8 protein-coding genes and 3 pseudogenes are annotated in these 12,456 nt (G+C 70.1%); 7 read left to right on the top strand and 4 right to left on the bottom strand.

Annotated features, from left to right (window positions below; all coding sequences use genetic code 11):
* Positions 1 to 6 precede the first annotated feature (6 nt).
* Positions 7 to 1,056: an NAD(P)/FAD-dependent oxidoreductase gene (locus tag STSP_RS05845; protein WP_408646232.1), complete on the top strand. Its 1,050-nt coding sequence runs from the start codon at positions 7 to 9 to the stop codon at positions 1,054 to 1,056.
* A gap of 38 nt (positions 1,057 to 1,094) precedes the next feature.
* Here STSP_RS05845 and STSP_RS05840 read toward each other — a convergent pair whose 3' ends face one another.
* Positions 1,095 to 2,606 carry an MDR family MFS transporter gene (locus tag STSP_RS05840; RefSeq protein ID WP_078066918.1) on the bottom strand — a complete coding sequence of 504 codons (1,512 nt, stop codon included), beginning with the start codon at positions 2,604 to 2,606 and terminating at the stop codon, positions 1,095 to 1,097.
* Between the two features lie 315 nt (positions 2,607 to 2,921).
* Between STSP_RS05840 and STSP_RS05835 the strand changes: the two genes are divergently transcribed.
* The gene (locus STSP_RS05835) at positions 2,922 to 3,977 is read left to right on the top strand and encodes an MBL fold metallo-hydrolase (protein WP_232789536.1); all 1,056 of its coding nucleotides are present in this window, start codon (positions 2,922 to 2,924) and stop codon (positions 3,975 to 3,977) included.
* A 197-nt stretch (positions 3,978 to 4,174) separates the two neighbouring features.
* Here STSP_RS05835 and STSP_RS05830 read toward each other — a convergent pair whose 3' ends face one another.
* A complete protein-coding gene (locus STSP_RS05830; RefSeq protein ID WP_198547274.1) occupies positions 4,175 to 5,788 on the bottom strand; it encodes a serine hydrolase domain-containing protein in 1,614 nt (537 codons plus the stop codon).
* Positions 5,789 to 5,897: 109 nt separating this feature from the next.
* On the opposite strand from STSP_RS05830, the gene STSP_RS05825 reads away from it, so the two are divergent.
* Both STSP_RS05825 and STSP_RS05820 read left to right on the top strand, forming a co-directional pair.
* Positions 5,898 to 7,118 carry a sensor histidine kinase gene (locus tag STSP_RS05825; RefSeq protein ID WP_067272975.1) on the top strand — a complete coding sequence of 407 codons (1,221 nt, stop codon included), beginning with the start codon at positions 5,898 to 5,900 and terminating at the stop codon, positions 7,116 to 7,118.
* Positions 7,109 to 7,756: a response regulator gene (locus tag STSP_RS05820; RefSeq protein WP_067272972.1), complete on the top strand. Its 648-nt coding sequence runs from the start codon at positions 7,109 to 7,111 to the stop codon at positions 7,754 to 7,756. The genes STSP_RS05825 and STSP_RS05820 overlap by 10 nt, the downstream gene beginning before the upstream one ends.
* A 67-nt stretch (positions 7,757 to 7,823) precedes the next feature.
* Here STSP_RS05820 and STSP_RS36680 read toward each other — a convergent pair.
* Positions 7,824 to 7,910, bottom strand: a pseudogene (locus tag STSP_RS36680) (PIN domain nuclease); the annotation flags it as partial.
* Here STSP_RS36680 and STSP_RS39995 point away from each other — a divergent pair.
* Positions 7,906 to 8,025 (top strand): annotated as a pseudogene (locus STSP_RS39995) (tyrosine-type recombinase/integrase); the annotation flags it as partial. The pseudogenes STSP_RS36680 and STSP_RS39995 sit on opposite strands and share 5 nt — an antisense overlap.
* A 969-nt stretch (positions 8,026 to 8,994) precedes the next feature.
* A complete protein-coding gene (locus STSP_RS05810; protein ID WP_067273052.1) occupies positions 8,995 to 10,125 on the top strand; it encodes an SGNH/GDSL hydrolase family protein in 1,131 nt (376 codons plus the stop codon).
* 138 nt (positions 10,126 to 10,263) lie between these two features.
* Here STSP_RS05810 and STSP_RS36675 read toward each other — a convergent pair.
* A pseudogene (locus STSP_RS36675) lies at positions 10,264 to 10,726 on the bottom strand (Ig-like domain-containing protein); the annotation flags it as partial.
* Positions 10,727 to 11,116: 390 nt separating this feature from the next.
* Here STSP_RS36675 and STSP_RS05800 point away from each other — a divergent pair.
* Positions 11,117 to 12,151: a DUF4331 family protein gene (locus tag STSP_RS05800; RefSeq protein WP_067272965.1), complete on the top strand. Its 1,035-nt coding sequence runs from the start codon at positions 11,117 to 11,119 to the stop codon at positions 12,149 to 12,151.
* Positions 12,152 to 12,456 lie beyond the last annotated feature (305 nt).

Raw genomic sequence — 12,456 nt, 5'->3', positions numbered from 1 at the left:
CATCCCATGTCTGTGACTTCTGCCGAGCCCACCAGGGACAACATGATGGACAAGCTGCCGCAGGAGACGGTTGACGCCGTGGTGATCGGCGGTGGCGCCGCAGGCTTGAACGGCGCGCTGATGCTCGCCCGCTCCCGCCGCTCGGTCGTCGTGATCGACAGCGACACCCCGCGCAACGCGCCCGCTGAGGGCGTGCACGGCCTGCTCGGTCTGGACGGCACGCCGCCATCCGAGCTTCTGCGGAAGGGACGCGAGGAGGTCCGCCGCTACGGCGGCCTGGTCGTGGGCGGGCAGGTGGTCTCCGCCGCCCCGGCTGCCGCCGCTGCCGATGGTGACCTGCGCTTCACCGTCACGCTGGCCGACGGCCGCACCCTGCAGGCACGGCGCCTGCTGGTGGCCACCGGACTGCGCGACGAGCTTCCCGACATCCCCGGGCTCGCCGCGCACTGGGGGCGCGGTGTGGTGCACTGCCCGTACTGCCACGGCTGGGAGGTGCGCGACGAACCCATCGGGGTGCTGGCGGTGGGACCGGCCTCGGTCCACCACGCGCTGCTGTTCCGTCAGCTGACCGACGACCTGGTCTACTTCACCCGCGGAACCGACCCGGACGAGGACACCCGCGCACGCTTCGCCGCACGCGGCATCCGCGTCGTCGAGACCCCCGTGACCGCGATCGAAGCCGCCGAGGACGGCACCATCACGGGCGTGCGCCTGGCCGACAGCGAGTTTGTGCCCCGCCGCGTCCTCGCGGTCGCGACCCGCATGCAGGCCCGCACCGACGGCCTGGAGGAGCTGAAGCTGCCGATGCAGGACCTGCCCGGCGGGATGGGCCGCCACTTCTCCACCGGTATGGCCGGCACCACCGAGGTTCCCGGCGTGTGGGTGGCCGGCAACGCCACGGACCTGATGGCCCAGGTCGGCGCCTCCGCAGCGGCCGGCGCCCTGGCAGGAGCCCACATGAACGCCGACCTCGCCGCCGCCGACACCGACGCCGCTCTCCGAGCCTCACGCCACGGCGCTCGCCAGGCCTCACCCGACGCCGCTCTCCCATCCTGACGCCGCGGGGCCTGAGAATCCCCAGGCCCCGCGCACTCCTACGCCGCTCCGCTGCCGGGGTGCCCGTCGGCGGCCGGGTCCGCGTCGGCGTTGCCGTGGTCGGGGCTGCCGTGGTCCTGGGTGCCGGCGTCCGCGATCCGGTGCGGCAGCTTCGCCGCGACGACGATCGTCACCAGGGCGAGGGCGGTCGTGACGCCGAAGGCCAGCCTCATCCCGCTCACCTGTGCGGGCGCGGCGGCGGCGCCGTCGGCGACCAGGTGGCTGGTGCGCGCGGACATCACGGTCACCACGAGCGCGGTCCCGAACGCCGCGGCGACTTGCTGCAACGTCCCGAGCATCGAGCTGCCGTGCGAGTACAGGTGCGGGGGGAGCCCGCCCATGCCGAGCGTGAAGACCGGCGTGAACGTCGCCGCCAGGCTGACCATCAGCAGCGCGTGCAGCCCCAGCACCTGCCAGTACGGCATCGTCATCGAGACCTGGGTGAACCCGCCGAGGGCGAGCACCATGCCGATCGAGCCGGGCAGCACCAGGGGCCGACTGCCGAACCGGTCGAACATCTTTCCGATGGTCGGTCCCAGCAGGCCCATGGCCAGACCGCCCGGCATGACCAGCAGGCCGGTCTCCAGTGGGCTGAGCCCGCGCAGGTTCTGCAGGTACAGCGGCAGCAGGATCATCGCCCCGAGCATCGCCAGGAAGCCGATGGACAGGAGGGCCAAGGACAGGCTGTAGGTGCGGTGCCCGAGGGTGCGCAGGTCCATCAGAGGCACACCGGTGCGTTGCAGCTTGAGCTGGCGGATCACGAAAACCGCGATGGTCGCGACCCCGGCGATGACGATGCCGACGCCGAGCCCGACCCTGCCGTCGCTGCCACCGAAGAGGCTCAGGCCGTACACCAGGCCGCCGAAGCCGAGCGCCGCCACGCCGACGCTGAGCCAGTCGATGGAGCTCACCTGCGGGTCGCCGATGTCCTCCACCTTGCGCAGCCCGAACAGCGTCACCAGAGCCGCGATCGGCAGGACGACCACGAACAGCATCCGCCAGGAGCCGACCTGCAGGATCAGCCCGGACACGGCAGGTCCGAGCGCGGGCGCCACCGAGATCGCCAGGGTGACGTTGCCCATCACGCGGCCGCGGTCGTGCTCGGGCACCACGATCATCAACGCGGTCATCAGCAGGGGCATCATCACGGCTGTGCCTGCGGCCTGCACGATCCGGCCCAGCAGCAGCACCTCGAAGGACGGCGCGACGGCTGACAGGACGGTACCCGCGAGGAACACGCCCATCGCCGTCGCGTAGGCCTGACGGGTCGTGACCCGCTGCAGGAACCAGCCGGTGACCGGGATCACGGCGGCCATGGTGAGCATGAACGCGGTGGACACCCACTGCGCCGACTGCTCGGTGATGTGCAACGACTCCATCAACCGCGGGATCGCGTTGATCATGATGGTCTCGTTGAGGATCACCACGAACGTCGCCAGTACCAGCAGCCGCACCACCGTCGGTGTGCGGCCCGCCTGCACGGCCGGTCGTTCCTGGATCGCAGCTGACATGGCAGCACCTCGCTGGGGTTCCTGGTCTCAGTCGCCTCGCAGCCAAGGGCCGCCGGCATGGACGTGGGTGGTGGCACCGGTGAAGACCGGCGCGGCTGGCAGAACTCATCGGCCGGCCCGAGTGTTCCGCATCGTTGCGCAGATTTCGCCCGAATTATCGTCTACTCAACGAAGACATCCGTGAAGGCGTCCGTGAAGGCATCCGTCAGCCGCTCCACCCCGACAAGCGGTCCGGATTCTCGGCGTAAACGGCGTAAACGTCTATCGTGGTCCCGGTTCGCATCACCTGCCGAGACCATCACCAGGAGAACCACCGTGACGGACTTACCCCGCCGCGACGGTGCGGCCGAACCCCTCTCCAGGCGCAGCTTCTCCAGGCGTAACTTCGGCCGACTCACCGTCCTCGGACTCGCTGCCGGTGCCGGGTCGGTCGCTCTCGGCTCGTCGGCCGTGGCCGCCGGAGCGAACGGACGGGAGCACTACGACCGCGCCCGCCGCCTGGCCGGAGAGGACCCGGTCCTGCTGGCCCTCGTGAACGCGCTGACGCCTGGCTTCCCTTTCCCCCGCCCGCCCGCTCCGGCGCCGCTGAAGATCTTCGACAACCTCGCCATGCTGAGCGTGGGCTGGGTCTCCGCGATGGCGGTGCTGACCGACGACGGGATCGTGCTCATCGACGCGCTCACCTCCCCCGCGGAGGCCGAGAGCGTACTGGTCCCGGGGTTGCGGGAGGTGGGGGCCGATCCGGGGACGATCAGGTACATCGTCGTCACCCATGGGCACGAGGACCATTTCGGAGGCGCGCAGTATCTTGCCGACCGCTATGGAGCGCGTGTGCTGATGTCGCCGGCCGACTGGGACCTCGTCGGCCGCACCAGCCCGGCCCATGCCCCCACCAGGGACCTGGAGATCGCGGACGGACAACGGCTCACGGTCGGCGGTACGACGATCCGCCTCCACCACACTCCCGGCCACACCCCGGGCACCGTCTCGCCGATCATTCCACTGCGGGCGGGCCGCGAGAGGCACACGGCCATGCTGTGGGGCGGCACCAACCCGCCCACCACCGTCACGGAACTGCGCACCTACCTGGCGTCCATCCACTCCTTCCGGGCGCGGATGAGGCAGGCGAACGTGGACGTGGAGTTGTCCAACCACCCCAACGACCACGGCCTTCAGCGTCTTGAGGAGCTCCGCAGCCGGCCGGACGGCGCGAATCCCTTCGTACTCGGCCGAACGCGGGCGCAGCGGTACATGGCGGTGATGGACTCCATGCTCCGCGGGCGGCTCGCCGACGCCGAAGGGGGCGACGATGGGGGCGACGCGGCGGGCGACTCACGTTCGTACGGCGCGTCGGTGCAGGGGTGTTGCTGAACTCCGCCCCAGGGTCCCTCGGAAGGTGACGGCACCGCCCACCTCCGGCCTGGTCCGGGGTTGCTCCCTGGGATGAGGCTTGTGCCGGAGGCGGCGACATGGGGAAGGTCAGCGCGAACCCTTCCGGGGCCGCGCTGACCTCCTGCCGCCTGTTGTCATCTGCCCGTCGGCATCAACGTCGTGGTGGAGTTCCGGCGTCAGGCGGGGCGGAGGGCCTGATGCCCGTCTCGTGTGCCGAGTGGTTCGTCAACCCCGTCGCCCCCGGCTCCCTGCCGGGCGCGTCGGCGGTGACGGACCAGAGCGAGGGCCCGGGCGGTGATGACCGCGGTGGAGGCGAGGCCCCCGGCTGCCGCGCACACGACGAGGGCCGGCCAGGCGTAGGTGGTCTGTGCCAGGGTTCCGGAGCGGTTCATCAGCAGGCCGAGCAGCGAGGCGAGTTGGGTGAGGAAGAGGATCGGGAGCGCCTGCGGCAGCAACCGCAGGGCCGTTCGCCACCATGGCCGCTGTGTGGTGTGCCGCGCCCATCGGGGTGCCCGCCGGACACCGCGGAAGCCGAGGCCCGCCGCCAGTAGCGTCAGTGCCGCCAGGACCCAGTCGGCCGTCATCGAGAAAGGCTTCGCCACCTCGGGGCTCTTGCCCCGCGCGAGGTCGACGAGGCCCATCGAGATCTGGGCGGCGTCGTCCCCCGCGATCAGGCCGGTGTTGGTGACGACCGCGATGCCGATCCCGCTGTCGGGCAGCAGTGTGGCCATGGAGTTGTGGGTCAGGAGCTGGCCGCTGTGCTGGATCTGCTCGGGCCCGTCACCCTGCTGGTTCCGCCACCAGCCCATCCCGTAGTCCGTGTCCTTCGGCGCCTTCGGTGGGGTGTGCGTGAGTTCGACGGTGCGTGCGGTGGCGATACGGCGGCCGTCGGCGGACACGCCCTGGTTGTTCTGGGCGATGAGCCATTGGGAGAGGTCGTCGGCCGTGGTGACGACACCGTGACCGCCCGCGGCGAACCAGCGGGGGTGCGGACGGGAGAACACCGTGCCGTAGGCGCGGACGTAGCCGCGGGCCCGGTCGGGCATCTCGGTGGTCGAGTCGAGGGATGCGGTGTGCGTCATGCGCAGCGGATCGAAGAGCTTGGCGGACAGGTAGTCGGCGAAGGGCTGTCCGCTGACCACCTCGACCAGGCGTGCCGCGACGAAGTAGTTGGGGTTGTGGTAGCGGTACCGGGTGCCCGGCGCGGCGGCGAGGGGTGCCTCGCGCATCGCGGCGACGGCCTCTTCGAGGGTGCGCGGTTGAGCGCGGGTCAGGTCCGGGTAGGCGGAGTCGGCCATCCCGGAGGTCTGGGTCAGGACCTGCCGGACGGTGATCTCCCGGGAACGCCGGTCGGCCAGGGTGAACTCGGGCAGGTAGCGGTGCACGGGCTGGTCCAGGTCGACCTTGCCCGCCTCGACCAGTTGCATGACGGCGAGTGCGGTCATGGACTTCGACAGTGACGCCACGGGCAGGCGCGTCCGCTCCGTCATGGCCTGCCCGGACGCGGTGTGCCCGTACCCCGCGGTGTGGACGACCCGGTCGCCCTTGGTCACGGCGACCACCGCGCCCGGCAGACGGGTCTGCTCCAGGTAGTCGCGTACGAATCGGTCGATCGAGGCCGGATCCAGGGCGGCGGTGGACCGCGGGGCCGAGGAGGCCGCCGGCGTGGCAGCGGCCGCCGGTATGACGGTGGCCGCCGGTACGGCGGTGGCCGCGACCGCGATACCGAGCGCGGCCAGCACGGTGCCGAGTCTGCGACGCATGCCAGCTGGGGCGGTGATCAGCTTCATGGAGCCCAGTGCACCGGTCCCTCCCCGCCCGGCGCACGGGCGCACACGCGAGTTCAGAGGTAGTGCACGCACTACTGCCCCAAGATCCCCGGCTCGGTAGGTTCGAGGGATGCGACATCGGACCGCCTGGCAGGCGCTCGGTCAGAACCCGCTGAAGGTGCTCGGCTCCAGCTGGCCCTGGCGGTCCTTCGCCTATCTGCTGTCCGGTGTGGTCTTCGGCGCCGTCGCCGGCGCGATCCTCGTGGTCGCGCTGGTCGCAGGGGTCGTCTCGCTGGTCGTGTTGGTAGGGGTGCCGATCCTGCTCGGTGTGGCACTGTCCGGTGTCGCCGTCACCCGCTTCGAGCGGTGGCGCCTGCGCCTGGTGGACCTCGACCCGGTGCCGGACCCGCACCGGGCCCCCGAACACGCGGGACTCGTCGGATGGGTACGAACCCGGCTGCGAGAGCCCGCGACCTGGCGTGAGCTGGGCTTCACCGCGGTGTCGGCGACCGCTCTGTGGTGGATGGACTTCCTCGTCCTGGGCTTCGCCCTGGTCGTCCCCGTGCTGGTGATCATGTCGCCCCTCGACGACCCCGGAGCCTGGCCGCTGGTGATCGTCGGACTCTGCCTGCTCGCCGCCGCGCCGTACACCATCACTGCCTGGGCCGGCGCCAGGGCGGCCGTGACCCGTCTCATGCTGGCGCCGCGCGACAGCGAACTGGGCCGCGAGCTCACGGACGTACGGGCCTCCAGGGCGCGGCTGGTCGACGCCTTCGACGCGGAACGGCGCCGCATCGAGCGGGACCTGCACGACGGGGCGCAGCAGCGGCTGGTCTCCCTCAACGTGATGCTCGGCCTGGCCGCCCTCGACACCGAGCCGGACTCACCGCTGGCCGGCCAGCTCGCCAAGGCACAGGAACAGGTCGCTCTCGCTGTCGACGAGTTGCGGGAGCTCAGCCGCGGCGTCCATCCGAAGGCGCTCACCGACCACGGTCTGGCCGCCGCGGTCGAGAACCTGGCAGGGCGCTCAGCATTGCCCGTCACGGTCGACATCCGCCTGCCTCGTCGTCTGCCACTCTCCGTGGAGACCGCGGCGTACTTCGTGATCGCCGAGGCTCTGACCAACGCCGTGAAGCACAGCAGGGCTACCCGAGTCGAGGTGCACGCCCGTCTGCACACCGACGTTCTGGCTCTGTCGGTCAGCGACGACGGCATCGGCGGCGCCGCACCGGAGGCGGGTACCGGCCTCGTCGGCCTGGCCGACCGCGTCGCCGTGGCGGACGGCAGACTCCGCATCTCCAGCCCTCAGGGCGGGCCTACCCTGATGCACGTGGAGCTGCCATGCCACTGACCGTCGTACTCGCCGAGGACTCCCCGCTGATGCGGGACGGCCTGGTCGGCGTGCTCACCCGCTTCGGCCACCAGGTGCTCGCCGCCGTCGGTGACGCGGACGCCCTGATCACGGCCGTGCGGGAACATCGTCCCGACATCGCCGTCACCGACGTCCGCATGCCACCGGACAACACCGACGACGGCCTGCGCGCCGCTGTCACCCTGCGCCAGGAGCGCCCCAGCCTGCCGGTCCTGGTGCTCAGCCAGTACATCGAGCAGTCCTACGCCGCCCATCTGCTCGACCTGGGCAGCGACACCGGGGTCGGCTACCTCCTCAAGGACCGCGTCAGCGCCGTCAGCGAGTTCGTCGACGCGGTCGCCCAGGTCGCCGCGGGCGCCACGGTCGTGGATCCCGAGGTGGTCCGCCAACTCCTCAACCGCCGCCGCGACCCCCTGCAACGCCTCACCCCCCGAGAGCGCGAAGTCCTCGCCCTGATGGCCGAGGGGCGCACCAACGCCGCCATCGCCCGCGAGCTGTACGTCACCGAGGCAGCGGTCAACAAGCACGTGAGCAACATCCTTCAGAAACTCGAGCTCCACGTCGACGGCCACGGACACCGCCGCGTCCTCGCCGTCCTCACCTACCTCCGCGGATGACCGGCGACGAGCGGTCGCCAGACGTCTGGTCGGGCTTCCTCGGAAACGGCCGACGCTCGCCGTTGGTTCATTTGCCGGCATCGGGGCCGTACCACTGGAGTGCCTGGCCGGTGACGGCGGCGATGCACTCGAAGTCCCGGTCGCGATGCAGCGCGGCTGAGCGGCGCATCGCGACCGTCGCCCAGGCCGATGCCCTCGCCGGGGCGGTGGGTATGCGGTGGCGGCTCATGGTGTACCTCGGCGCGTACGGTCCGATGCGTCCGGAGGAGCTGCGGTCTCCGTCGCAGGCGTACATCAACCAGTACGCCCTGCCGCAGGGCGCGACCAGCCAGACGTACACCCTGCGCACGTGGCTGATCGGCGAGGGACCAAGCCCGACTACCCGGCCACCGTCACCCCGGCCGAACAGCGGGTGCCCCTGGGAGCCACCGCACCAGCACCGTCCGCCAGGGCCTTCGCAAGATCCAGTACCGTCCAGCACTCCTCGACGGCTGTCTCGCGGAAACCGGGCTCGCCTTCCGCCCCGAATTACTCACGCAACACCCCGAGTTCAAGCTCAGTAGCGTTCATCGACGAGTTCAAGAAGGTGTTCGGGGTCGAGTCGATCTGCCGTGTGCTGTCCAACTCCGCGGAATGGGTGGACCGGATTGAACTCCAGCGTCTGCATTCTGCGATCGGTGCCATTCGGCCTGCCGGACACGAGGCCCGGTGTCATTCGGCCCGTCGAACAAGGGGCCAACTACTACGCTCAACACATCCCCACCGGCAGCTGAACCCAACCCGTAGAGTCTCAACCGAACCCCGGAGCGGTTCAGTTCGTGTGCAGGTGGTGGCCTGCCCGCGAGGAGTATTCGCCACCCAGTCGATCACTCAGCGAATGGCTACCAACGGGTCCGGTCACCAATTCCCCGCCAGTCGCGCCTTTCTGATGATTACACGTGTCGTGTGACCGTTCCTTTATCGGCTCCCCATACCCAAGTCGGTGTCACCCTTGCTAGGTTGAGCCCGCACCTCCGAGACGCAGTCGGGCAGATCCAGCAGCTCACGGAGGCCGCATTCCCCCTACGCCTTCACCAGGGCTTCTTTGGATGCCCGAAAACCGTAGGGGTTGAGTTTCACCGCTTCCAGCCACGCTTCACGCCAATGCCTTTCACCATCCAACCCCCCAACGCACTGGAAAGCGCACGTAAGTGATGAGATCCCTTCAGCGTTTCGGCCCCCGGCTGGCCATCTCCGCCATGACCATCGTGCTGAGCACGCCCGGACTGGCCACCGCCGATGAGGCGACCGACGGCAAGGACACCACGTACTACATCTCGCTCGGCGACTCCCTGACCACCGGCTACCAGCCGGACGTCGACAAGGACACCGACGTCGCCTACACCGACCAGCTCTACGCGCAGCTCAAGCAGCGCATCCCCGGACTGAAGCACATACGCCTCGGCTGCACCGCTGAGACCACCGAGTCTCTGATCAACGGCGGAACGTGCGACTACCCGAACGCCAAGTCCCAACTGGACGCCGCCCTGAAGGCCATGGCCCAGCACAAGGGCAAGGTCGCCTACGTGACCCTCAGCGTGGGCGCCAACGACATCCTCCTTAACTGCGTCAGCCCGGCCGGCACCCTCGACAGGGCGTGCCTGAACAGCAAGAGCCAGACCATGGCGAAGAACCTCGCCCAGATCGCGGGCACGCTCCGCAAGGCCGGCACGGACAACACCCAGTTCGTGGGCTCGACATACCACAACCCGTTCCTGGCGGCCTGGCTGCAGGGCGCCGCGGGGCAGCAGGCCGCCAAGGAGTCGGCACCCCTGGTCAAGGCCGCCAACACCGGGATCACCCAGGTGTACAAGTCCACCGGCTTCAAGGTGGCGGACGTGGCCGGGGCCTTCTCCTCGGACGACTTCACCACCCAGGTGAACGTGCCCGGCGCGGGCGAGGTGCCGGCGAACGTGGCCAAGATCTGCCAGCTGACCTGGGCGTGCACGAAGCAGGACCCGCACCCCAACGCCGATGGCCACAAAGTGATCGCTGGCACCTTCGCGGCGGTGCTCGCCGAGAGCGACGCGCCCGGTGGGGGCGCGTCCCCGACCCCCAGTGAGCCGGCCACGCCCGGTGCGGGCGAGTCCCCGGCCCCGAGCGAGTCGGCCACGCCTGGTGCGGGCGAGTCCCCGGCCCCCAGCGAGTCGGCCACGCCCGAGCCCGGCACGGACACGGGGGCGAACGACCCGACCTCGAACGGAGATCTCGCCGAAACCGGCGCGTCGAGCAGCACTCCCGTCCTCGCGGGTGCCGGTCTCGCGGTCGCGGCGGCCGGCGCCGCCGCGGTCTACTTCGCGCGCAGGCGCCGTACGAGCGAGGAGAGCTGACGGTAAGTCAGTAGACCTGACTCAAGCAGCAGGCCGCTCGCGGTGTCGCGGGCGGCCTGTTCGGCTCGGCTACGGACGGCCGGGGGGTGCAGACCCCGGCCGCTCCGAGGACCGTGCCCCCGCGGGCTCACGCTGCTGCGTGCCCTCCTTGGCCATGAGTACGGCGGTTCCGCGCCAGGAGCGCTTGTCACCGCCGGACGTGCCGCCGGAGACCGGTATGCGCCGGACCGTCTCGCCGTCGCGTACGAGGGTGAGCTGGTGGCCGTCGAGGTCGACCTTGACGATCTGCTGGGCGCCGATGTGAAGGTGGTCGTGCAGCCGACGGTGGTGTCGGCGCCCGGTCACCAGTCGACCTTGTTGACCTTTCTGCCGGAGCCGTGGTGAAGGTGGCCTTGGTGCTTTTGGTGGTTCCGCCCTCGGTCCGGGTCGCCGCCGTCACCGTGCACGCCGCGCCGGGTACGACCTTGCGGGCGGAGAGCCACGACCGGCCGTCGGCCGCGACCTTGCCGGCGAGCCTATGGTTCTCGGCGTCGGTGACGGTCACCGAGGTGAGCCTGCCGCCCGCGGCCTCGGCCCGCACAGGCTCGCCCGCCGGGACCTGCCAAAGGCAGCAGAGCCCTTGGTCGGACGAGCCGCTGTTGACCGTTATTGCCCGTTCTTACGGGCACGCTGGGCACGGCGCCCGAACGTACCGTCGGGGCGCTGCCGGCCGCCCTGCGGGATTCCGGCAGTGCGCGGTCGGGAATCAGGGGGAACCGCCTGTTTGCCGATGCACGCAGGCGATATGGGCGTGGGGTTAACCCCACAGCTCGGAGTAGGGCGTGCGGCCGGTGATTGTGGAGGCGTCTAGACAGCCTTCCGCAGCCGCTCTCAGCAGACTGAAACCACCGCAGAGAGAGGCAGGCGGACGCCCGTCACAGCGGTGAAGCTCCTGTTTCCGCCACCGGAACGACCTCGCTCTGCCGACCCCTCAGAGAAAGGCAAGAGCGCCATGTCCCACCACCTCGACTCCCCCATCGCCCGCCAGGACCCGCGTCTGGACATCACCGACCTGTACGTCTTCCGCGGTGAGCGCGGCACGGTCTTCGTGACGAACCACAGCCATTCGCTCGCGGGCGAGGACATCCCCCGCGGTCTGCACCCGGAAGGCAGGTACGAGTTCAAGATCGACGGCAATGGTGACGCCGTAGAGGAGCTGACCTACCGCTTCACCTTCTCGGACGCCGACGCGGACGGGACACAGGGCTACCGGCTTCGCCGTCTGGCGGGTCCGGAGGCCCGCGACGCCTTCGCGGCGGGCACGGTGATCGCTGAGGGACGCACAGGCGAGATCGTCGAGCTCGCCGACGGCGGCAGGACCTGGGTCGGCAAGGCGGGCGACCCGTTCTGGATCGAGCCGGATGTGCTGCACGCCGTAGGCCACGCCTTTCAGGACGGCACGACCGTCGACCTTTCGTCCTGGAACCCGGCGGAGGCGAAGAACCTGTTCGCCGGGCACACGGTCTACTCGATCGTCCTGGAGATCGCGGACGAGGAGCTGCTGCCGGTGGCGGGCGAGAGCCATCGGATCGGCGTATGGGGTCTGGCCTCGCTGGCCACGGACGCCGGCGGGTGGCGTCCGGTCAACCGGGCCGGGCTGCCGATGATCCACCCGCTGTTCACCCAGTTCAACGAGGACCTCGGCGACCGGCTCAACGAGAACGCGCCGGCTGACGACGTTCAGACCCACGGCAAGCTGCTCACTGACATGGTGGCGGGCGTGGTGCGTGCCTACGGCACTGCCGAGAACCCGGAAGCCTACGCCCGGACCGTCGTCGACAGGATCCTGCCCAATGTGCTGCCGTACACCGTTGGGACAGCAGCCGCCTATGGCTTCGCGGGGTGGAACGGCCGTTCACTGAGCGACAACGCCCCGGACGTCATGTTCTCCTTCGCCGCCAACACCCCCGTCACCCTCGGCATCGGCAAGGAGTCCGTCACGGCCAAGCCGTCCTCGGTCTTCCCCTACGTGCCCTCCGTCTCCTGACCACGCCAGACCTGTTGTCCGTGAGCGAGGGCCGCCGTCCGCTGGCTGTGGGCTTCCGGTCCTCGCTCGGCCGCTCCGGCCCGTGGGGCGCGACTCGACAGGCGAGGCGTCGACAGCTCGTTCATGCAATGCGCTTATGGCGGGGCGTGGAGGTGGGCCCGCCCGCTCAATCTCAAGAGCATCGGCTTCGTGATCCTCGTCCTGGGCGTCGTCACACGGCTGGGCGCCGTCGCGTATGCGGATCGGCCGGATCGACGAGAAGGGCGCGGTGGGTCCGGACGTCGCCACCGAGTACGACCGACTCC

The sequence above is a fragment of the Streptomyces jeddahensis genome, from assembly GCF_001642995.1.
GTDB lineage: Bacteria > Actinomycetota > Actinomycetes > Streptomycetales > Streptomycetaceae > Streptomyces > Streptomyces jeddahensis.
The sequence above is the reverse complement of the archived record's forward strand: the minus strand, read 5'-3'. Positions and strand labels throughout refer to the sequence as shown.

Bases quoted from the DNA above. Each gene is read 5' to 3' on its own strand.
- STSP_RS05825 (WP_067272975.1), top strand. From the start codon at position 5,898: ATGCGACATCGGACCGCCTGGCAGGCGCTCGGTCAGAACCCGCTGAAG.
- STSP_RS05820 (WP_067272972.1), top strand. From the start codon at position 7,109: ATGCCACTGACCGTCGTACTCGCCGAGGACTCCCCGCTGATGCGGGAC.
- STSP_RS05810 (WP_067273052.1), top strand. From the start codon at position 8,995: ATGACCATCGTGCTGAGCACGCCCGGACTGGCCACCGCCGATGAGGCG.
- STSP_RS05845 (WP_408646232.1), top strand. From the start codon at position 7: ATGTCTGTGACTTCTGCCGAGCCCACCAGGGACAACATGATGGACAAG.
- STSP_RS05840 (WP_078066918.1), bottom strand. From the start codon at position 2,606: ATGTCAGCTGCGATCCAGGAACGACCGGCCGTGCAGGCGGGCCGCACA.
- STSP_RS05830 (WP_198547274.1), bottom strand. From the start codon at position 5,788: ATGAAGCTGATCACCGCCCCAGCTGGCATGCGTCGCAGACTCGGCACC.
- STSP_RS05800 (WP_067272965.1), top strand. From the start codon at position 11,117: ATGTCCCACCACCTCGACTCCCCCATCGCCCGCCAGGACCCGCGTCTG.